This window comes from Pantoea sp. X-Soil-ISGK-259 (genome assembly GCF_059730705.1).
Map to the genome: position 1 here is coordinate 3,421,898 of NZ_AP035986.1, position 20,283 is coordinate 3,442,180.

A 20,283-nucleotide genomic window follows, 5' to 3' on the forward strand; every position below is an offset into this window, starting at 1 on the left:
CAGGTATTAATTATGTCTGCTTATACGCGTCTGATGGATGGGCTTTATCTGCTGTGCATGCTGGTGGCCGCCGTGGCGCTGTTGATCATGGTGACGGTCATTCCTGTTGGCATCTTCGCCCGTTACGTGATGAACGGCGCACTCTCCTGGCCAGAACCGGTCGCCATTATCTGCATGATCATATTCACTTTTATCGGCGCGCCGGTCGGCTTTCGTGCCGGAACACATATCTGCGTGTCAATGGTCACCGATCGTCTGTCACCTGCCCGCCAGCGCCTGATGCTGCGGGTCTGCGATCTGCTGATGATCCTCACCTGCCTGGTGATCTTCCAGGCCAGTTACAGCCTGTGTGAAGCGATGTGGGTGCAGACGCTCGCCTCACTGCCGGCGGTGACCTACGGCGAAATGTATCTGCCGATCCCGATTGGCGCGATCTTCACCCTGCTGTTTGTTGTTGAGCGATTGCTGACCGGCCATCAAAGTCAGCGACCCATTGTCACACTGGGCGGCACCCACTAATCCGGAGCAGAAGATGGATGCATTAATCTTGATAGGCAGTTTGCTGGTGTTGCTGTTGGTGGGGTTTCCGGTCGCGTTTGCGGTCGGCCTGAGCGCTTTTATCGGCGCCTGGTGGATCGATCTGCCCCTGGAAGCGGTGGTGATTCAGATAACTAATGGCATTAACAAATTTTCGCTGCTGACCATCCCGTTCTTTATTCTTGCGGGTGCGATCATGGCGGAGGGTGGGATTGCCCGGCGGCTGGTCAATTTCGCCTATATCTTTGTCGGCTTTATTCGCGGTGGCCTCTCACTGGTTAACATCGTCGCGTCGACCTTCTTTGGTGCCATCTCCGGATCGTCAGTCGCGGACACCGCTTCGATTGGTTCGGTGATGATCCCGCAGATGGAGGAGAAAGGCTATCCGCGTGATTTTGCCGCTGCGGTAACGGCCAGCGGCTCCGTTCAGGCCGTGCTGACGCCACCCAGTCACAACTCGGTGATTTACTCGCTGGCAACCGGCGGCATGGTCACCATCTCTTCGCTGTTTGTCGCAGGTATCCTGCCGGGACTGATGCTGGGAGGCTGCCTGATGGTGATGTGCCTGGGGTTCGCACGCAAACGCGGCTATCCCAAAGGCGAGCGCATTCCGTTTCGTCAGGCGCTGAAGATTTTCTTTGACGCGTTCTGGGGCCTGTTTACCGTGGTCATCATCATGGGTGGGATTCTCTCCGGTATTTTCACCGCCTCAGAGTCCGCGGCGATCGCCTGTATCTGGGCCTTTTTCGTCACCATGTTTATCTATCGCGACTTTAAATGGAATCAGCTGCATATCCTGCTGTTTCGTACCATTAAAACCGTCACCATCGTGATGGTGCTGATCGCTTTCGCCGCCGGGTTTGGTGCGGTGATGACGTTCATGCAACTGCCGACGATGATCACCGAAGCCTTTACCAGCCTCTCTGATAATAAATATGTGATTCTGATGTGCATCAACATCCTGCTGCTGGTGGTGGGCACGCTGATGGATATGGCGCCGCTGATTCTGATTCTCACGCCCGTATTGCTGCCGGTGGCGACCTCACTGGGCATTGATCCGGTGCACTTCGGCATGATCATGCTGACCAATCTCGGCATCGGACTGATTACGCCGCCGGTCGGCACAGTACTGTTTGTCGCCAGCGCGGTAAGTAAACAGAAGATTGAGCAGGTGGTCGGGGCGATGCTACCGTTCTACGGCATGCTGTTTATCGTTCTGATGCTGATTACCTATATTCCCGCCATTTCGCTCTGGTTACCGCGCCTGATGGGCGTGATGTAACGCAAAGAAAAACGGCCCGTGAGCGGGCCGTTTTTTTTCCTGCGATGCACTCTGATAATCACCATTGAGTCTCAACCCTGCTGGCTGTTTCGTGGTAACGTGAGAGCTTAGTCCGAAGCGGTAAAGGCGACTCATGACCACCAGAAAAATTGATACCACGCTCGTCAATGCAGGACGCAGCAAGCGTTATACCCAGGGCTCGGTGAACAGCGTGATTCAACGGGCCTCCTCACTGGTTTTTGATACCGTCGCGGAGAAAAAACGCGCCACCGCCGGTCGGGCAAAAGGTGAACTCTTTTATGGCCGTCGTGGCACCCTGACGCACTTTGCGCTGCAGGATGCGATGACCGAGCTGGAAGGCGGTGCAGGCTGCGTGCTCTACCCTTGCGGCGCGGCTGCCGTGGCCAATGCGATTCTGGCCTTTGTTGAAGCGGGTGACCACGTGCTGATGAGTGGCGCGGTCTATGAACCGACGCAGGACTTCTGTACGAAAATTCTGGCTAAGCTGCAGGTTTCTACAGGCTGGTTCGATCACTGTATCGGCAGCGAAATCGGTGAGCTGGTTCAGTCGAATACCCGGGTTGTTTTCCTGGAATCTCCCGCGTCTATCACCATGGAAGTTCAGGATATCCCAGCGATTGTGGCGGCTGTACGCGCCAAAGCGCCCGAGGCGATCATCATGATCGACAACACCTGGGCGGCCGGCATTCTGTTTAATGCGCTGGCGCACGGTATCGATATTTCCATTCAGGCCGGCACCAAATATCTGATTGGTCACAGCGATGCGATGATTGGCACCGCAGTCGCTAATGCGCGCTGCATCGATCAGCTGCGCGAGAACTCCTATCTTATGGGCCAGATGGCCGATGCCGATACCGCTTACATGGCAAGCCGGGGTCTGCGCACGCTGGGTACCCGTCTGCGCCAGCATGAAGAGAGCGCAATTCAGGTGGCAGAGTGGCTGGCGGCGCGTCCCGAAGTGGCGCGGGTGAATCACCCGGCGCTGGCGCAAAGCAAAGGTCATGAATTCTGGAAGCGCGATTTTAACGGTAGCAGCGGCCTGTTCTCATTTATCCTGCAGGAAAAATTAGACACACCCCAGCTGGCGGAATATCTCGATCACTTCCATCATTTCAGCATGGCTTACTCCTGGGGCGGCTATGAATCGCTGATCCTGGCGAATCAGCCGGAAGAGCTGGCAGAGATTCGTCCGGCGGGCGGTGTGGATTTCACCGGCACGCTGGTGCGGTTGCATATTGGCCTGGAGCATGTTGATGACCTGCTGGCTGACCTGGAAGCCGGTTTTTCGCGCCTGACGCGCTGAGTCGCTCAACAGAAAGTAAACAGAAGATAAACCGGGTCGCGGTGGCCCGCAGTGTTTGCCGGGCAGCGGCTCATTTGTTGTTAAAATTTATCCCGCATCGTTCAGATTGTTGGTGAGTTCACTGTACTGTCTGAACGCAGACGGATTGTTCCTTGTGACGTGATGGAATCGCTAATGGGTGTTTTACACGAGATTGTCCAGGCGCTCTGGCATCAGGATTTTGCCGCACTGGCAAATCCGGATGTGGTATGGGTAGTGTATGGCGTGATGTTTCTGACGCTGTTTCTGGAAAATGGTCTGTTACCCGCCTCTTTCCTGCCGGGAGACAGTCTGCTGTTGCTGGCAGGCGCGATGGTGGCTAAAGGGGTGATGGATTTTGTACCGACCATGGTGATCCTGACGACAGCTGCCAGCCTCGGCTGCTGGCTGAGCTATTTGCAGGGTCGCTGGCTGGGCAATACCCGACTGGTTAAGAGCTGGCTGATGCATCTGCCCGCGCAGTATCACCAGCGCGCCTGGAATATGTTTAACCGTCACGGTCTGATGGCGCTGCTGGTCGGCCGCTTCCTCGCGTTTATCCGCACCATCCTGCCTACCATGGCGGGCATTGCGGGCTTACAGAACAGTCGTTTTCAGCTGTTTAACTGGCTCAGCGGTCTGCTGTGGGTCGGCATTGTGGTGACCTTTGGCTATGGCATCAGCCAGGTGCCGTTCATCAAGCGTCATGAAGATCAGGTGATGGCGATTCTGATGATACTGCCGATGGTGTTGCTGGTGCTCGGTCTGTTCGGCAGCATTCTGGTGATCTGGAAACAGCGTCGCCAGAAACGCGCCTGACGTGCCCACAGCCTCGGGATCCGCCGCCTCCGGGCGGCCGGATCGGCGACCTACAAAGATGAATCCGTCACCGTCTGCCTGACACGATTAACCTCTTCCCCCGGCGTCACGCCAAAATAACGTTTAAATTCCCGCGAGAACTGCGAAGGACTTTCATAGCCAACCCGCACCGCCGCCGCACTCGCTTTCAGTCCATCGTGCAGCATCAGCAATCGCGCCTGATGCAGGCGATAGCGCTTGAGATACTGTAGTGGCGAGGTTTGCGTTACCGCTTTGAAGTTATGGTGAAAGGCTGAAACGCTCATGTTCACTTCTGCCGCCAGCGCATCGACGCTGAGGTTTTCCGCATAGTGATTCTCAATCCGCCGGAGGGCGCGCGCGATCAGGCTGAACTGCGTCTGTCGGCTCACCAGTGAGAGCAGTGCGCCGCCAATCGGGCCGGTCAGCACATAGTAGATAATTTCCCGCACGATGTGCGGCCCCAGCACCCGCGCATCGCGCGGCTGGGTCATCACATCCAGCAGTCGCTCAGCGGCACACAGCATCGGCTCCGTCAGCCAGGCCGAGTGAATGCCCGAGGTCTGTGGCTGCGGCTGAAACTGATCGTCATCACCAATTTCAATCAGCAGATCCTGCAGACTGGCGGTATCGACGTTGAGGCACAGCCCGGCAATGGGTATCTCCGGCGAAGCCCAGGTTTCGCACTCCACCGGCAGCGGCACGGTGAGCATCAGATACTTGCTGGCGTCATACTGAAAAACGGTGCTGCCGAGATAACCGGTTTTGCTGCCCTGAAACAGGATCACAATGCCGGGCTGATACATCATCGGCGTACGCGGACGATATTGATTCGCATAAATCAGCGACACATTTTCGACCGGACAGAGACGGTCGTGACCGTGGGTCATTAACGTGACGACCTGCTGTGCCAGCCGGTGACACAGTGCATCGTGCGCCATAGCGACTCCTTTTTCAGCCAAAAAGCCAGTTTGCCGTGCGAATGCCTGAATCGCCAGCAGCCAGGAGAATCAGGCAATAAATTTACCGAATCGGGCATAAGACCAGGCGTGCTGTTATCGACTGAGCTAAGCAGGCTGAGAATTGTTGGCTAGACTTAAGCACAGTGAAATCTCACGGATTAACCGCAACGGAAAGGAGCAACTATGGCAGACCAACCCATTATCAAACTGCGCGATGGCAATATGATGCCGCAACTGGGACTCGGCGTATGGCAGGCCAGCATCGATGATGCACGTCATGCGGTGCTGAAAGCGCTTGAGGTCGGCTATCGTTCCATCGATACTGCCGCCGCCTATAAAAATGAAGAGGCGATTGGCCAGGCGCTCCAGGAAACCGACGTGCCGCGCGAAGAGATTTTCGTGACCACCAAACTGTGGAACGACGATCAGCAGAACGTTCAGCAGGCGATGGAAACCAGCCTGGAGAAACTGAAGCTGGATCAGGTCGATCTCTATCTGATGCACTGGCCGTGCCCGGAAAAAGACAACTACGTTGATGCCTGGAAGAAGATGATCGAACTGCAGCAGCAGGGACTGACCAAAAGCATCGGCGTCTGTAACTTCCATGAAGCGCACCTGAAGCGCCTGCTGGATGAAACCGGTGTGACGCCAGTCGTAAACCAGATTGAGCTGCACCCGATGCTTCAGCAGCGTACGCTGCATGCGTGGAACGCGCTGCATCAGATCCAGACCGAATCCTGGAGTCCGCTGGCTCAGGGCGGCAAAGGGGTCTTCGATCAGGAGATCATTAAGTCGCTGGCGAAGAAATACAGCAAGACACCTGCGCAGATCGTGATCCGCTGGCATCTGGATAGCGGCCTGGTGGTGATTCCGAAGTCGGTGACGCCAGCGCGTATCGAAGAGAACTTTAAGGTGTTCGACTTCCGTCTGGATAAGCATGAAGTGAGTGATATTGCGAAACTGGACAGCGGCAATCGTCTGGGTCCGGATCCGGAGACGTTTAACTAAGGGGATGCGTCGCCCGGTGATGCGTACACGCTGCCCTGGAACTGCAGAGTAGCGTGTAATTAACGCGGTCAGGCCAGTCTTTCCAGCCTGACCGCGCTGTTATGAAGTGGGCTGCACCTCAAGTTGTCCCGCCGTACCCCGATCGGCCAGTTCCAGCGTCTGGCTGTAATAGACGAACGGGAAATGATCGGATGAGCTTTGCGGGAAGGTGACCATCAGCTCCACGCTGCCATCCACCCAGACCGTATCTTTCCAGCCACGATCTTCGCCCATCGGCTGCGCCCCATTCACACTTTTAATCAGGAACATCACGCCCTGAATATGCAGTGACTGTGGCCGGTCAGCGTGCAGGATCCAGCGCTCAAAAGTGCCCTGCTGCGCGGTCGTGTCAATGCGGTTCATATCCCAGAGCGCGCCATTAATGCCCGGCATGCTGTCGCCAATGCGGAATTCGCGTGTGCGAACCGCCACACCATCCAGAATCTGATCGGCTAAAAGCCGCATCGGCAGATTATCTGTCACCAGCGGCAGTAAGCCGGTGGGTCGCAGCGTCAGGATCAGGGTAGAGGTAAGAATAGAGGATGGCTCAAAGAAACCGCGCAACCTGTCCATGATGCCCGCCGCCGTACCCGCCGTTATCGACACTTCATCACCCTGCGACATATCTATCAGCACTTCGCGGCGTTCGCCCGGTGCCAGTGACAGACGCTGCACCGCCACCGGTGCAGGCAGATAGCCCTGATCGCTGGCGATGACCATAAACGGACGGTTGTCGCTTAGCACCATCTCATAACGTCGCGCATTTGAGGCGTTCAGCAAGCGCAGACGCACCCAGCCGCGTGACACCTCGACAAAGGGATTGCGTACGCCATTCACCAGCAGAGTGTCACCCAGGAAGCCGCCATCCTGTGGCGGGTCATAGACTGGCGTGGCGAAGTTATCGAGCCGTTTGTCCTGAATGATAATCGGGAAGTCATCGACACCGTAATGCTTCGGCAGCGGCAGCTGTTTGCCGATATCATCTTCTACCAGCCACATGCCCGCCAGACCATTATAAATGTGCGGAGCCATGCGGTTTGGGGTATTAGCGTGATACCAGCAGGTTGCAGCCGCCTGACGAATCGGCAGCACTGGCGACCAGTCCACACCGGCCGACATCATACGTGGCGCACCGCCCATTAACGCCCCTGGCAGCTGCAAACCGCTGACCGTCATGGAGACTGACTCATTCAGCCGATTGCTGTAGATCAGCTTAACGTCATCGCCACTGTAAACCCGAACGGTCGGCCCCAGATAGAGGCCATTAATGCCCCATACCGGCACTTTGTTATTGTCACCATTAAAGGACCAGTGGCTACGCTGCATCGTCAGAAACAGCGGCTGGCCACGACGGGATTCCAGTAACGGCGGAATGGGCAGTGGCGTATCGCCATTAGCTGGAGAAGCGGCGCGCGCCGCATGAGGTAGTACACTGGCGCTAAGCGCCGCTCCGGCAGAAAGCTGGATGAACTGACGTCTGCTGAAAGACATAAAACTTCTGACCCTTTACGCGTGGCGCTGAGCGCCGACCCTGTTTTTATTGATCTGTTTTGCTGTGCTGCGTTCACGACGAGCCGATAAAGGCTCGCCGGGTTGCATCCCTGCAGATGAGTTCGGCGAGTGATTCGCCGGTCAGATTTTTCCGTTTTTTTCGCGTTCGGCGACTTCGGCGTTCAACTCTTCCAGCTTTGCCGCCATCTGTTCGCGACAGTGGGTTGCCAGCTTACGTACCGACGACGACTCGAAAGCTTTAACATCAACCGGTGGCAGCATTTCAACGATGACCAGTCCATTGTTCCAGCGGTTAAGATTGATCTTGCCGTGTGTGTTCGAGACCACAATCGGGATGATCGGCACACCGGCCGCCACGGCAGCGTGGAAGGCACCCGTTTTAAACGGCAGCAAGCCACGACCACGACTGCGCGTCCCTTCCGGGAACATCCAGATCGAGATGCGCTTGCTGTTGAACTGATCCACCAGCTCACCGATGGTGCCGCGCGCTTTAGCCCGGTCATCGCGATCAATCAGCAGATTACCGGTCAGCCAGTAGAGCAGGCCAAAAAACGGCACCCACAGCAGGCTCTTCTTGCCCACGGTGACCGTATAGGGCTGCACCATTTTAGCCGCAGTGACCATGTCGTAGTTGTTCTGGTGGTTGGCGATGTAGATCGCATTACCATAATTCTCTGCGCCTTCCGGTCTGCGCAACTCTACTTTCAGGCCAAACACCGTCGACAATTTGCCGAACAGACGACCAAACGTCGCGACGTGGCGCGGATCGCGGGGTGAAAAAAGACACCAGATACAGCCAAAGATACAGATTAAAATCGAATAAATGATGACGATAATGGCACGCAGAATCAGTAACATAGTTCCCTCATTGAGCCACGGCTGACGCAGGGTCAGCCGGGTAGTTTACGCTTCGCTATCCGGGCTCGCCGGACGCGCAGGCGCATCCAGTTCAACACGATCAATTTTTTGCAGGCCGCGCGGTAACAGCGTGCCGCGACGTCCGCGATCGGCGCGGAATTTCTGGAGTTCTTCACTGCGCAGCAGCATTTTACGCTTGCCCACATGCAGCGTGATAGCGCTGCCCGGCGGCAGAATCATCAGCCAGGCCAGTTTATCCTGACCGGCAGCCGCTTCCGCTGACGGAATCGAGATGATTTTATTGCCCTTGCCTTTCGACATTTGCGGCAGTTCGCCAACCGGGAACATCAGCATCCGTCCCGCCTGTGTAATCGCCAGTAGCATGTCATCTTCATGATGGACGGCCATCGGCGTCATCACGCGGGCATTTTCCGGCAGCGTCAGCAGCGCTTTACCGGCGCGGTTACGTGATATCAGATCGCTGAAAGTACAGATAAAGCCGTAGCCTGCATCAGAAGCCATCAGCAGACGCTGGTCATCCGGCTCCATCAGCACCTGTTCAACGACGGCACCCGGCGGTGGCGTCAGCTTGCCGGTCAGCGGCTCGCCCTGACCGCGCGCGGAAGGCAGTGATGTCGGATCCAGCGTGTAGCTGCGGCCGGTGGAGTCGATAAAGGCCACCGGCTGATTGCTCTTGCCGCGTGCCGCAGCCAGATAGCTGTCGCCCGCTTTGTAGCTCAGTCCGGCCGGATCGATATCGTGACCTTTGGCGCTGCGCACCCAGCCCATCTGCGACAGCACAATGGTGACCGGTTCAGACGGCACCAGCTCGGTTTCGCTCAGCGCTTTGGCTTCTTCACGCTCACGCAGTGGTGAACGGCGATCGTCGCCGTAACTGGCGCTATCAGCCTGTAACTCTTTTTTCAGCAGGGTGTTCATCTTGCGTTCAGAGGCCAGCGTGGCCTGCAGCTGATCGCGCTCTTTTTCCAGATCCGCCTGCTCGGCACGGATCTTCACCTCTTCGAGCTTCGCCAGGTGACGCAACTTCAGTTCGAGGATCGATTCGGCCTGGGTTTCGCTGATGCCAAAACGTGACATCAGAACCGGCTTCGGCTCATCCTCAGTACGGATGATGTCGATGACTTCATCAATGTTCAGGAACGCAACCAGCAATCCTTCCAGGATATGCAGGCGGCGCAGCACGCGATCCAGTCGGTAATTAAGACGACGCTTGACCGTGTCGCGGCGGAACACCAGCCACTCGGTCAGGATCTCATGCAGGTTTTTCACCGCCGGGCGGTTATCCAGCCCGATCATGTTGAGGTTAACGCGGTAGCTTTTCTCAAGATCGGTGGTGGCGAACAGATGGTTCATTATCTGATCGAGATCGACACGATTGGAGCGTGGCACGATCACCAGACGGGTCGGGTTCTCATGGTCAGACTCATCACGCAGATCCTCAACCATTGGCAGCTTTTTATTGCGCATCTGGTTAGCAATCTGTTCCAGCACGCGTGCGCCGGAGACCTGATGCGGCAGCGCGGTAATGACCGCCTCACCCTCTTCCTTTTTCCATACCGCACGCTGGCGAATAGAGCCGCGACCGGTCTGATACATTTTACGGATCTCGTCACGCGGCGTAATGATCTCCGCCTCGGTCGGGTAATCCGGCCCCTGAACGATATCCAGTAGCGCTTCCAGCGTCGTTTTTGGTGCGTCAATCAGCGCAATGGCGGCCTGAGCGACTTCGCGCAGATTGTGCGGCGGAATATCGGTCGCCATACCGACGGCAATGCCGGTAGTGCCATTGAGCAGGATATTAGGCAGACGCGCCGGCAGAATTTTTGGCTCCTGCAGCGTGCCGTCAAAGTTCGGCTGAAATTCCACCGTTCCCTGGCCTAGCTCACCTAACAGCAGCTCGGCATATTTTGACAGGCGTGATTCGGTGTAACGCATGGCTGCAAACGACTTGGGATCATCCGGTGCGCCCCAGTTACCCTGTCCATCGACCAGCGTATAACGGTAAGAGAACGGCTGCGCCATTAATACCATCGCTTCATAACAGGCGCTGTCGCCATGCGGATGGTATTTACCCAGCACATCACCCACGGTTCGCGCGGATTTTTTAAATTTGGCGCTGGCATTGAGACCCAGTTCCGACATGGCGTAGATAATGCGTCGCTGTACAGGCTTCAGCCCGTCACCGATATAAGGCAACGCGCGGTCCATGATGACGTACATCGAATATTTTAAATACGCATCCTCGGTAAAGGTATGCAGGGCAAGACGCTCTGCACCATCCTGCGTCAGTTCACTCATGAATTTCTCATCCTCACATCGTGGCCCACAACGGCGGGACACCCGGCGGTGGTTTGGCGAGGATAGTACCTTATTCGCCAGTGTTAGTCACAGGGGAAGCGCGGGACAGCAGGCGTCACTCAGCGCGATTTCAGTCGCCGGAAGTACCTGATTCTCGCGCCGGGTGCATAGACTCTCAGTGAAAGTGCGTCAGGGCTTTGCGCCCATCCACTGGCGGGCAATATCACGATATTCGCCGGTGGCGGTGCTGAGATGCACCCACTGGTCGACATAGAGCTTCCAGCTGATGTCGTCACGCGGAATCATGTAAGCCTTTTCGCCATACTGCAGCGGTTTGTCAGGGTTGAGCGCACAGAGCGTCGGGTAATGCTGCTGCTGAAAACGCGCTTCAGAGGCATCGGTAATCATCACATCCGCCTTTTTATCCACCAGTTGCTGGAAGATGGTGACGTTATCGTGGAACAGCGTCAGTGAGGCTTTCGGCAGGTGGCTGTGTACAAAGGCTTCGTTGGTGCCGCCCGCCGGTTCAATCAGCCGCACCTCAGGCCGGTTGAGCTGTTCAAGGGTCTGGAAGCGATCTTTATCTGTGCAGCGCACCAGCGGGATTTTGCCATCCACATCCAGCGGCCGGGCGAACCAGGCGGTCTGCTGACGTTTCAGCGTGACGGAGACGCCGCCGACGGCGATATCACACTGTTTTGCCAGAAAGTCAGGCATCAGGGTTTTCCAGGTGGTCGGTACCCACTCCACTTTCGCGCCGAGCGACATCGCCAGTGCGTTCGCCATGCTGATATCCAGCCCTTCATACTGACCATCCGGGCGAAGAAAGCTGTAAGGCTTGTAATCCCCGGTGGTGCAGACCCTGAGCGTTTTAGAACTGAGAATGGTGTCGAGATGAGATTGTGCCTGGACCGCACTGCTGGCCAGCAGTAAAGAGAAAACGATTTTTTTCATTTTGATGTTTTCTTGACTGTTTTCATAGTGAGTTTGCCCAACGATGGTGCCATAAACCGGCGTATTGTTGCTGCCACAGCAAAAGTGTTGTGATCTACCTCCCATTTTTCCGGGAATGGCGCACGTGTAAGCTAGGCGACATATTCAGAAAACGAGGCAACCTGTGCATGAGCAAGATTTTAATTATTGATGGCGGCAAAACGTTTGCCCACTCTAAAGGTGAACTGAACCACACCCTGACCGATGTTGCAGCCAGTCAGCTGCGTGATATGGGCCATGAAGTGTCAGTGACCGTGGCCGACAGCAACTACGTGATTGCCGATGAAGTGCAGAAATATGTCGACAGCGATGTCGTGATTTATCAGATGCCGGGCTGGTGGATGGGCGAACCCTGGACCGTGAAGCGTTACATTGATGAGGTCTTTACCGAAGGTCACGGCTCGCTCTACGCCAGCGATGGCCGAACCCGTTCTGATGCGGCGAAGAAGTACGGTTCCGGCGGTCTGCTGCAGGGCAAAAAATATATGCTGTCACTGACGTGGAATGCGCCGCTACAGGCTTTTACTGACCCGGAGCAGTTCTTTGAAGGTGTTGGCGTCGATGGTCTCTATCTGCACTTCCACAAAGCCAACCAGTTCCTGGGAATGGAAGCGCTGCCGACCTTTATCTGCAACGATGTGATCAAAGCACCGGACGTGCCGCGTGATATTGCCGCTTATCGGACCCATCTTAGCCGCGTTTTTGCGTAAGATGATGAGGGGCTACCCCTATTTTCCCACGAAAGAGGAATTCACGAATGTTAACCGTCGTTGCTGAAATTTGTGTTAAACCCGGTCGCCGTCAGGCCGTGCTGGATGCGGTGAAAAAGCTGATCCCGCTGGTGTTAGAAGAAGATGGCTGCCATCAGTATGACGCGTTGCTGGACCATCAGGCGCAGGTGCCGTGGAAGCAGAACTCGCCGGACTCCATTTTCATGTTAGAGCAGTGGGAAAGCCTGCGCCATCTTGAGCAGCATCAGCAGATGCCGCACATGGATGCGCATCGCAGCATCATTAAAGATGATGTGGTGGATGTGAAGATTCTGGTGCTGGAACCCAGCGCCTGATTAGTGCTGAAGGCTTTACTGCGGTTGTGTAGCTGGGGTTAAGGCTGGGGATAAATTCCGGCCACCGTCGCTGTGAGATCGAGCTGGCACAGGGATCAGGGTCAGATCGGAAAAACGCAAAAGCCGTCATCCATGACATGCCCGGCCCGCGCGATTACGCACCTCATCCCTGAGGTGCGCCCGTTACCGGGCCAACGCGTTGCGTTGTTCAAAAACGCTCCCGGCGTTTTTGTCCCAGGCCGCGGGACGTTTTCCTCCTCTGACCCTGGCCCCTGCGCGCTGAGCGAATGCATTGCGGTCAGATGTGCCCGAATGCGTAATTGTCATCTATCTGAACCTCTGTCCTGCGACAGAGGTTTTTTTGTTTCTGGCAGACCGGCTTACAGCAGTTGCCGCCGATCAATCTCACTGCGAAGAAAATCCAGAAAGCAGCCGATGCGCGAAGAGAGCGTGGTGTTTCGGTAATAAACCGCATGCACCGGCAGGCGCAGATCGCGGGTTTCCGCGGAGAGTACAGGCACCAACCGGCCAGTGGCGCAATCTTCCCGGCTGAAAAAGTCGGAGATACGCGCAATGCCCTGTCCCGCCAGCGCCAGCTGCCGGATGGTTTCGCCACTGGAAGCTGAGATAGTCGGCTTAATACGCATGAAATCACCATCAGGCTGCAGGACCGGCCAGACGTTGAGGGATTCAGGATGACTAAAGCCGATTTTTTGATGCTGTGCGAGATCGGCCACGCTTTGTGGCGTGCCCGCTTTTGCCAGATAGGCCGGACTGGCCATCAGCTGAATCGCACTGCTGCCGAGCAGCCGTGCATGTAATGTAGAGTCACGCAGTTCACCGATACGAATAGCAATGTCCGTCTGCTGCTCCAGCAAATCGATCATAATATCGTCGGTATTCAGCTCAAGCTGGATCAGCGGATAACGGGCGCGGAAATCGTCTACCAGCGGCACAATCACATGCAGCATGAAGGGTGTGGCAGCGTTCACCCGAAGCCGTCCTGACGGCATCTCGCGCCGCAGGGCAATCTGCTCTTCGGCCTGCTCAACGGAGGCCAGGATCTGGCGCGCATGCTCCAGAAAAACCTGCCCCTCTTCGGTCAGCGCCAGCCGTCGGGTAGTGCGATGCAACAGCGTGGTCTGCAGCTTGCTCTCCAGCCGGGAGAGTGCCCGGCTGATGCCTGAACTGGTCTGCGCCAGCTGGGATGCCGCCGCAGTAATGGAACCACTGTCTACCACCGCCACCCAGGCACGTAGCTCTTCCAGGGTAATTTTCACAAGATTGCTGTCTCTGCTCTCTAAATCAGCCAGGTTCGATGAAGGTGTACAGGTGCAAGCATAAACAAAACAGGACGCTTTCGCGTCCTGTCTTTTACACGTCGATATCGGCCGTGTCGCCTTTTTCCTGCAACCAGTTGCGCCGGTCTTCGGAACGTTTTTTCGCCAGCAGCATATCCATCATGCGTATCGTCTGATCGACATCCTCTTCACTGATAGTCAGCTGTACCAGGCGGCGGGTATTCGGATCCAGTGTGGTTTCACGCAACTGCAGCGGGTTCATTTCACCCAACCCTTTAAAGCGCTGAACGTTAGGTTTACCCTTTTTGCGTTTCAGCTGCTCCAGCACGCCCTCTTTCTCATCTTCATCCAGCGCATAGTAGACCTCTTTACCGAGATCAATACGGTAAAGCGGCGGCATGGCCACATAGACGTGACCATTGCTGACCAGTGAGCGGAAATGTTTGACGAACAGCGCACAGAGTAGCGTGGCAATATGCAGACCATCTGAGTCCGCATCCGCCAGAATGCAGATTTTGCCGTAACGCAGCTGCGAAAGATCTTCGCTGTCAGGATCAATGCCGATCGCCACAGAAATATCATGGACTTCCTGCGATGCCAGCACCTCATCGGACGAGACTTCCCAGGTATTCAGGATCTTGCCCTTGAGCGGCATGATCGCCTGATATTCACGATCGCGCGCCTGCTTGGCCGATCCGCCTGCCGAATCCCCTTCGACAAGGAACAATTCCGTTTTATTCAGATCCTGCGCGGTGCAGTCCGCCAGTTTGCCCGGCAGCGCCGGACCGCTGGTGAGCTTTTTACGCACCACTTTTTTGGCTGCCCGCATACGCCGCTGGGCACTGGAGATCGCCAGCTCAGCCAGCTGTTCTGCCGTCTGAATGTTCTGGTTCAGCCACAGGCTGAAGGCATCTTTGACGACGCCAGAGACAAAGGCTGCGCACTGACGTGAAGAGAGACGCTCTTTGGTCTGCCCGGCAAACTGAGGATCCTGCATTTTGACCGACAGCACATAGGCACAGCGATCCCAGATATCTTCCGCTGAGAGTTTGACGCCACGCGGCAGGATATTGCGGTATTCGCAGAACTCGCGCATCGCATCCAGCAGTCCCTGACGCAGACCGTTAACGTGTGTCCCGCCCTGCATCGTCGGGATGAGGTTAACGTAGCTTTCGGTTAACAGTTCACCGCCTTCCGGCAGCCATAACAGCGCCCAGTCCACCGCCTCCACATCGCCGGCAAAACTGCCGACAAAGGGTTTTTCCGGCAGCGTCGGTAAGCCATTCACCGCTTCGCACAGGTAGTCCGTCAGGCCATCTTCGTAGCACCAGGTCTGTTCGGTATTGTTCAGTTTGTCTTTAAAGACAATCTCAACGCCAGGACAGAGCACCGCTTTGGCTTTCAGCAGATGGGATAAGCGTGATACCGAGAAGCGTGGGCTGTCGAAGAAGCTTTCATCAGGCCAGAAATGGACGCGCGTACCGGTGTTGCGTTTCGCCACCGTGCCGGTAACCGTGAGATCCTGAACTTTGTCACCATTTTCAAACGCCATGTCATAGATTTCGCCATTACGGCGCACCGTGACTTCGACGCGTTTTGACAGGGCGTTAACCACAGAAATGCCGACGCCGTGCAGACCGCCCGAGAACTGATAGTTTTTATTGGAGAACTTGCCGCCCGCATGCAGACGACACAGGATCAGCTCGACAGCAGGTACGCCCTCTTCCGGGTGAATATCCACCGGCATGCCGCGCCCATCATCAATAACTTCCAGCGACTGGTCAGCGTGCAGAATCACTTCAACCCGCTTCGCGTGGCCGCCCAGCGCCTCATCGACGCTGTTATCAATCACTTCCTGACCCAAATGGTTGGGCCGCGTCGTATCGGTATACATGCCCGGACGACGGCGAACAGGCTCAAGGCCAGTCAGGACCTCAATGGCATCCGCGTTATAGTTTGATTGACTCATCGTAAATGTCTGATTAGAAGGGTGAAATTGGTGCGATTTCCGCATTACTCAGGGATGATTCAGACCAAGAAAGTCCAGAATCTGCGGGAAATGGCGCTCGAATCCAGTAAATGCATGATTTCCGCCCTCTTCTACCGTGTGACGGCACGCGCTGTAATAGTCGAGTGCCTGTCGGTAATCGAGAACTTCATCGCCGGTCTGTTGCAGCAGCCAGAGTAAATCGGGCGCTTCCAGCGGTTCAATCTGCATTACTTTGAGATCGTAAATGTGGCGTGACTCTAACACATATTGCTGGCCCGTGTAGGGATTCTGATTTTCGCCAAGGAAATCCACCAGCAGTTCAAAAGGGCGTACTGCGGGATTGACGACAACAGCCGGCAGCATAAAACATTGGGACAGCCAGGTAGCGTAATAACCGCCCAGCGACGATCCTACCACGCCCAGGGTTTCGCCACTGCGGCTCAGCACCAGGTCTTCCAGCACTGCCGCCGCATCAGCGGGAAAGGTCGGCAGCTGTGGCACGATCATGTCGATCTCCGGGTGCTGCATCGCTAACCATTGCCGGAACTGAGTCGCCTTCGCGGACTGCGGCGAACTGTTAAAACCGTGCAGATAGAGCAGTGCTGCCACGCGTCAGTATCCTTCGGAGTCTAAATCGGGACGAAAAGCGTCGGTGTCAAGCCGGTTCACTTCGGTCTCAAGGCCGCCATCCGGATGCAGTGTAAACCAGCGCCAGCCGGGAGCCACGGTGTCAATCGCAAAACTGGTACAGTGCGGTTTGAACTGGACACAGGTAGACGGCGTCGCCAGCACCCGACGGCCATGCCATTCCATATCCAGCTCCTGGTGAATATGGCCACAGACCAGCGTCCGGGCTAACGGGTAGCGCTGCAACACGGCATCAAGCTGATGCGAATTGCGCAGGCTGTGCTGATCGAGCCAGGTGCAGCCAGAGGCCAGCGGATGGTGATGCAGCATAACCAGCGTATGCCGTTGCGGAAAGCGGGCCAGCGCGTTGTCGAGCCACTCCAGCTGATAGTCGCTCAGCATTCCATGCGGAACACCGTAGACCTGGCTGTCGAGCAACACAATCTGCCACTGCTCACCCACCAGCACCTGCTTATGGGCATTGATGTGCGCTGCCGCCAGTGTATCCACCATTGCGGGCTGAAAATCGTGATTACCGGGTAGCCAGACGCAGGGCCGCGGCAAGCGAGAGATGCCCTCAGCAAAATGCTGATAGGCTTCGATAGAGTGATCCTGGGCGAGATCGCCCGTGGCGATGATCAGATCATAGTCGCGATGTTGCGCAATAATCGCATCCAGCACGGCGTCGTAGCTCGACCAGGTGTTCACCCCAAGCAACGATTCATGTTTTCCCGCGAACAGGTGGGTATCCGTGATTTGCAAAATCCTGATTTCGGAACCGTTCGCTGCAGGAAGAGTTAGCAGGCTATCCAAAGCGTTTCCTTCGTCTCCACGCCATTTACTGCATTATACGCATCAGCAGACCGGAACCGCCATCGCGCCATGTGCCAGGCAGTAACGCAGCCAGTCTGCGAGAAACTGGTTTATCTGATGTTTTTCATCGCGCTGATGCAATTTTTTATTAGGATAATCATAGCGCGCTTTGAACCGATAGATCTGTTGAGTTGAACACACTTCGGCGACCATCGCATCGTGATAGAGCCTGACCGACATCGAGGGCAGACTCCAGTAACTCACGGCAGGTGCGACCTGGCGGATCTCCACCAGCGTGGTGTAGCGTGTCGACTCCTGAATCGTCAGTTGATAACGGGCGCCACTCACCTGATAGATCACCGATTCTCCCGCCTCATCGTTACGCGGCAGCAGGCGGCGTAACTGGGCGAAATTGGTTTCGCAGAGCCGCATCATTTCGGGAAAGTCAGGGGTATAGCGCTGTTTCATTTTTGTATCCACTCTTCGCGTAGTTTTTCATGGTGCAACGCCAGCCATTGCAAGGCGATGACAGACGCCGCATTATCAATTATCCCCTCTTCCACCCAGCGGTACGCCTGTTCGCGGCTCACCACATGGACAAGAATATCCTCATTCTCTTCCTCCAGACCATGGCATCCCTCTGCATGGCTGGCATCCACTTCCCCAATCAGCACCGACAAACGTTCGCTGGTGCCGCCAGGGCTGGCCAGATAGCTAAGCATGGGCTTAACACGACCGACGTCCAATCCTGCTTCTTCAACAGCTTCACGGCGCACAACCTGCTCGACTGATTCACCGGGTTCGATAATACCGGCGACCATCTCCAGCAGCCAGGGTGAAGCACTGCTGTCATAAGCCGGGATGCGGATCTGTTCAATCAGCACCACTTCATCGCGTAAGGGATCATAAGGTAGCAGCACGGCAGCATGTCCGCGCTCAAAAACTTCGCGTTGCACTTCTCCACTCATTTCGCCATTAAACTGGCGGTGGCGGAAGCGGTATCGCTCAACGGAAAAAAAACCTTTGTAGAGTGTTTCTCGTGCAATAATTTCTACATCGTTTTTTGTGAAAGTCACAGGGGATTTTTTTTCTTCCGGCATCATCAGGTTCCTTGTGCAGATTGGGGTGGAGCGAAAAAAGCCTGTAACCGTGCTCCATGTAAGTAGTTCTTTCTGAAATATTTACGTAGATTAGAGATAGAAGGCACTTTCAGCCAACTTATCTCACAGTTGCCCTCTGCTAGAATCGGCGATAATTTTTTGGCTTACCCGGCAGCGCACCCACTGCAATTTGCTGCAACAAAAGGAATGCAAATGAAAAAACTGCTCCCATTTTTTATTGGGCTTAGCCTGGGCGGTTTCAGCTTCGCCAGCCAGGCCGAAGACCTGCTTCAGGTTTACCAGCAAGCACGTCTGAGCAACCCGGATCTGCGCAGCGCCGCTGCCGATCGTGATTCTGCTTTTGAGAAAATCAACGAAGCGCGTAGCCCATTATTACCTCAGCTCGGACTGGGTGCAGACTACGCCTATAATAACGGTTATCGCGACAGTAGTGGTCTTCATTCCAACACGACCAGCGGCTCTCTGAATTTAACCCAGACTATTTTCGACATGTCGAAATGGCGCGCGCTGACTCTGCAGGAAAAGACCGCCGGTATTCAGGATGTGACCTATCAGGTGGCGCAGCAGGATCTGATTCTGAACACCGCAACGGCCTACTTCAACGTGCTGAAAGCGATTGATACCCTTTCTTACACTGAAGCGCAGAAACAGTCTATCTACCGCGAGCTGGATCAGACCACCCAGCGTTTTAACGTTGGCCTGGTTGCCATCACTGATGTTCAGAACGCCCGTGCGCAGTATGACAGCGTGCTGGCCAATGAAGTGACCGCGCGTAACAATCTTGATAACAACGTAGAAACGCTGCGTCAGATTACCGGCATGGACTATATGTCGCTGGCTTCGCTGAGCATTGATCGTTTCAGAACCGATAAGCCCGAAGCGGTGAGTGCGCTGCTTAAGCAGGCAGAAAGCCGTAACCTGTCACTGCTCTCTGCGCGCCTGAATCAGGATCTGGCGCGTGAGCAGATTCGCTCAGCGGAAACCGGCCATATGCCGACGCTGGATCTGACCGCCTCCACCGGCATGTCAAACAGCAAATATGGCGGCAGCCGTGCAAACCAGAGCCAGGGTTCTACCGATTCAATTACCGGTTCAAACCAGGTTGGCCTGAGTTTCTCACTGCCACTGTATAGCGGCGGCAGCGTTACCTCTCAGGTGAAACAGGCGCAATACAATTTTGTCAGCGCCAGCGAACAGCTGGAAAGCGCTCACCGCACAGCAGTACAGACGGTACGCTCCTCGTTTAACAACGTGAATGCGTCTATCAGCAGCATCAACGCCTACAAACAGGCAGTCGTCTCTGCGCAAAGCTCACTGGATGCGTCCGAAGCGGGCTATCAGGTGGGTACGCGTACCATCGTCGATGTGCTGGATGCAACGACCGTGCTCTACAACGCGAAACAGCAGCTCTCTGATGCGCGTTATAGCTACCTGATTAACCAGCTGAATATCAGCTATGCACTGGGTACGCTCAACGAGCAGAGCCTGCAGAAACTGAACAGCCAGCTGGGTAAAGAGATTCCGACTTCCCCGGAAACGGTGGCGCCGGAAAATGCCCAGCAGACCGCTCGTGTGGATAGCGGTCCGGTGGCAACTGGCTCGTCTGAGGCAGCGCGTCCTGCGGCTCGCCACAGCAGCGGTAATCCTTTCGGTCAATAATCAGTGGACGGGCTGCT

19 protein-coding genes are annotated in these 20,283 nt (G+C 55.7%); 8 read left to right on the top strand and 11 right to left on the bottom strand.

The window, feature by feature from the left end; genetic code table 11:
• Nucleotides 1–12 precede the first annotated feature (12 nt).
• The 4 genes from AC6I77_RS16235 (at nucleotide 13) to AC6I77_RS16250 (ending at nucleotide 3,980) form a co-directional block, all read left to right on the top strand.
• The gene (locus AC6I77_RS16235; protein ID WP_497817147.1) at nucleotides 13–519 is read left to right on the top strand and encodes a TRAP transporter small permease; all 507 of its coding nucleotides are present in this window, start codon (nucleotides 13–15) and stop codon (nucleotides 517–519) included.
• 13 nt (nucleotides 520–532) lie between these two features.
• Complete coding sequence (locus AC6I77_RS16240; RefSeq protein WP_003848476.1) at nucleotides 533–1,819, top strand: TRAP transporter large permease; 1,287 nt, start codon at nucleotides 533–535, stop codon at nucleotides 1,817–1,819.
• 133 nt (nucleotides 1,820–1,952) lie between these two features.
• The gene (gene metC / locus AC6I77_RS16245) at nucleotides 1,953–3,143 is read left to right on the top strand and encodes a cystathionine beta-lyase (protein ID WP_078804979.1); all 1,191 of its coding nucleotides are present in this window, start codon (nucleotides 1,953–1,955) and stop codon (nucleotides 3,141–3,143) included.
• A gap of 174 nt (nucleotides 3,144–3,317) precedes the next feature.
• Complete coding sequence (locus tag AC6I77_RS16250) at nucleotides 3,318–3,980, top strand: DedA family protein (protein WP_003848472.1); 663 nt, start codon at nucleotides 3,318–3,320, stop codon at nucleotides 3,978–3,980.
• 50 nt (nucleotides 3,981–4,030) lie between these two features.
• Here the strand turns inward: AC6I77_RS16250 and AC6I77_RS16255 are convergent, their stop codons facing one another.
• Nucleotides 4,031–4,939, bottom strand: coding sequence for an AraC family transcriptional regulator (locus AC6I77_RS16255; RefSeq protein WP_008925731.1), 909 nt, complete (start codon nucleotides 4,937–4,939; stop codon nucleotides 4,031–4,033).
• Between the two features lie 204 nt (nucleotides 4,940–5,143).
• On the opposite strand from AC6I77_RS16255, the gene dkgA reads away from it, so the two are divergent.
• Entirely contained in the window at nucleotides 5,144–5,968 is an 825-nt protein-coding gene (gene dkgA / locus AC6I77_RS16260; RefSeq protein WP_485526124.1) for a 2,5-didehydrogluconate reductase DkgA, read from the top strand.
• A gap of 99 nt (nucleotides 5,969–6,067) precedes the next feature.
• On the opposite strand, the gene ftsP is transcribed toward dkgA, so the two are convergent.
• The 4 genes from ftsP to AC6I77_RS16280 all read right to left on the bottom strand — a co-directional run bounded on the left by ftsP (nucleotide 6,068) and on the right by AC6I77_RS16280 (nucleotide 11,650).
• Nucleotides 6,068–7,498, bottom strand: coding sequence for a cell division protein FtsP (ftsP, locus tag AC6I77_RS16265; protein WP_003848467.1), 1,431 nt, complete (start codon nucleotides 7,496–7,498; stop codon nucleotides 6,068–6,070).
• Nucleotides 7,499–7,639: 141 nt separating this feature from the next.
• A complete protein-coding gene (locus AC6I77_RS16270; RefSeq protein ID WP_003848465.1) occupies nucleotides 7,640–8,377 on the bottom strand; it encodes a 1-acylglycerol-3-phosphate O-acyltransferase in 738 nt (245 codons plus the stop codon).
• Nucleotides 8,378–8,422: 45 nt separating this feature from the next.
• Nucleotides 8,423–10,696, bottom strand: coding sequence for a DNA topoisomerase IV subunit A (gene parC / locus AC6I77_RS16275; RefSeq protein ID WP_140916616.1), 2,274 nt, complete (start codon nucleotides 10,694–10,696; stop codon nucleotides 8,423–8,425).
• A gap of 189 nt (nucleotides 10,697–10,885) precedes the next feature.
• Nucleotides 10,886–11,650 carry a transporter substrate-binding domain-containing protein gene (locus tag AC6I77_RS16280; RefSeq protein ID WP_497817148.1) on the bottom strand — a complete coding sequence of 255 codons (765 nt, stop codon included), beginning with the start codon at nucleotides 11,648–11,650 and terminating at the stop codon, nucleotides 10,886–10,888.
• Between the two features lie 167 nt (nucleotides 11,651–11,817).
• Here AC6I77_RS16280 and AC6I77_RS16285 point away from each other — a divergent pair, with 167 nt between their 5' ends.
• Together AC6I77_RS16285 and AC6I77_RS16290 are read left to right on the top strand one after the other, a co-directional pair.
• Nucleotides 11,818–12,399, top strand: a complete 582-nt coding sequence (locus AC6I77_RS16285; protein WP_003848461.1) for an NAD(P)H-dependent oxidoreductase — start codon at nucleotides 11,818–11,820, stop codon at nucleotides 12,397–12,399.
• 47 nt (nucleotides 12,400–12,446) lie between these two features.
• The gene (locus AC6I77_RS16290) at nucleotides 12,447–12,755 is read left to right on the top strand and encodes a putative quinol monooxygenase (RefSeq protein ID WP_003848459.1); all 309 of its coding nucleotides are present in this window, start codon (nucleotides 12,447–12,449) and stop codon (nucleotides 12,753–12,755) included.
• 380 nt (nucleotides 12,756–13,135) lie between these two features.
• On the opposite strand, the gene AC6I77_RS16295 is transcribed toward AC6I77_RS16290, so the two are convergent.
• The 6 genes from AC6I77_RS16295 to nudF form a co-directional block, all read right to left on the bottom strand.
• On the bottom strand, nucleotides 13,136–14,035 hold the full coding sequence (locus AC6I77_RS16295) for a LysR substrate-binding domain-containing protein (protein WP_003848458.1): 900 nt from the start codon (nucleotides 14,033–14,035) through the stop codon (nucleotides 13,136–13,138).
• 94 nt (nucleotides 14,036–14,129) lie between these two features.
• Nucleotides 14,130–16,025 (bottom strand): DNA topoisomerase IV subunit B, encoded by a 1,896-nt coding sequence (gene parE, locus AC6I77_RS16300; protein WP_003848457.1) that lies wholly within the window; start codon nucleotides 16,023–16,025, stop codon nucleotides 14,130–14,132.
• Nucleotides 16,026–16,073: 48 nt separating this feature from the next.
• A complete protein-coding gene (yqiA, locus tag AC6I77_RS16305; RefSeq protein WP_003848456.1) occupies nucleotides 16,074–16,655 on the bottom strand; it encodes an esterase YqiA in 582 nt (193 codons plus the stop codon).
• A gap of 3 nt (nucleotides 16,656–16,658) precedes the next feature.
• Nucleotides 16,659–17,486: a 3',5'-cyclic-AMP phosphodiesterase gene (gene cpdA, locus AC6I77_RS16310; protein ID WP_003848455.1), complete on the bottom strand. Its 828-nt coding sequence runs from the start codon at nucleotides 17,484–17,486 to the stop codon at nucleotides 16,659–16,661.
• Nucleotides 17,487–17,528: 42 nt separating this feature from the next.
• On the bottom strand, nucleotides 17,529–17,954 hold the full coding sequence (locus tag AC6I77_RS16315; RefSeq protein WP_008925735.1) for a DUF1249 family protein: 426 nt from the start codon (nucleotides 17,952–17,954) through the stop codon (nucleotides 17,529–17,531).
• Nucleotides 17,951–18,586, bottom strand: coding sequence for an ADP-ribose diphosphatase (gene nudF, locus AC6I77_RS16320; RefSeq protein WP_033743135.1), 636 nt, complete (start codon nucleotides 18,584–18,586; stop codon nucleotides 17,951–17,953). Before nudF ends, AC6I77_RS16315 begins: the two co-directional genes overlap by 4 nt.
• Nucleotides 18,587–18,799: 213 nt before the next feature.
• Between nudF and tolC the strand changes: the two genes are divergently transcribed.
• On the top strand, nucleotides 18,800–20,266 hold the full coding sequence (gene tolC, locus AC6I77_RS16325; RefSeq protein WP_003848452.1) for an outer membrane channel protein TolC: 1,467 nt from the start codon (nucleotides 18,800–18,802) through the stop codon (nucleotides 20,264–20,266).
• Nucleotides 20,267–20,283: the final 17 nt, after the last annotated feature.

Excerpts from the sequence above, each read along its gene's own strand:
- AC6I77_RS16250 (WP_003848472.1), top strand. The coding sequence starts at position 3,318 with ATGGGTGTTTTACACGAGATTGTCCAGGCGCTCTGGCATCAGGATTTT.
- AC6I77_RS16315 (WP_008925735.1), bottom strand. The coding sequence starts at position 17,954 with ATGAAACAGCGCTATACCCCTGACTTTCCCGAAATGATGCGGCTCTGC.
- parC (WP_140916616.1), bottom strand. The coding sequence starts at position 10,696 with ATGAGTGAACTGACGCAGGATGGTGCAGAGCGTCTTGCCCTGCATACC.
- dkgA (WP_485526124.1), top strand. The coding sequence starts at position 5,144 with ATGGCAGACCAACCCATTATCAAACTGCGCGATGGCAATATGATGCCG.
- ftsP (WP_003848467.1), bottom strand. The coding sequence starts at position 7,498 with ATGTCTTTCAGCAGACGTCAGTTCATCCAGCTTTCTGCCGGAGCGGCG.
- AC6I77_RS16240 (WP_003848476.1), top strand. The coding sequence starts at position 533 with ATGGATGCATTAATCTTGATAGGCAGTTTGCTGGTGTTGCTGTTGGTG.
- AC6I77_RS16285 (WP_003848461.1), top strand. The coding sequence starts at position 11,818 with ATGAGCAAGATTTTAATTATTGATGGCGGCAAAACGTTTGCCCACTCT.
- AC6I77_RS16280 (WP_497817148.1), bottom strand. The coding sequence starts at position 11,650 with ATGAAAAAAATCGTTTTCTCTTTACTGCTGGCCAGCAGTGCGGTCCAG.
- metC (WP_078804979.1), top strand. The coding sequence starts at position 1,953 with ATGACCACCAGAAAAATTGATACCACGCTCGTCAATGCAGGACGCAGC.
- AC6I77_RS16270 (WP_003848465.1), bottom strand. The coding sequence starts at position 8,377 with ATGTTACTGATTCTGCGTGCCATTATCGTCATCATTTATTCGATTTTA.
- parE (WP_003848457.1), bottom strand. The coding sequence starts at position 16,025 with ATGAGTCAATCAAACTATAACGCGGATGCCATTGAGGTCCTGACTGGC.
- tolC (WP_003848452.1), top strand. The coding sequence starts at position 18,800 with ATGAAAAAACTGCTCCCATTTTTTATTGGGCTTAGCCTGGGCGGTTTC.
- AC6I77_RS16255 (WP_008925731.1), bottom strand. The coding sequence starts at position 4,939 with ATGGCGCACGATGCACTGTGTCACCGGCTGGCACAGCAGGTCGTCACG.
- AC6I77_RS16290 (WP_003848459.1), top strand. The coding sequence starts at position 12,447 with ATGTTAACCGTCGTTGCTGAAATTTGTGTTAAACCCGGTCGCCGTCAG.
- nudF (WP_033743135.1), bottom strand. The coding sequence starts at position 18,586 with ATGCCGGAAGAAAAAAAATCCCCTGTGACTTTCACAAAAAACGATGTA.
- AC6I77_RS16235 (WP_497817147.1), top strand. The coding sequence starts at position 13 with ATGTCTGCTTATACGCGTCTGATGGATGGGCTTTATCTGCTGTGCATG.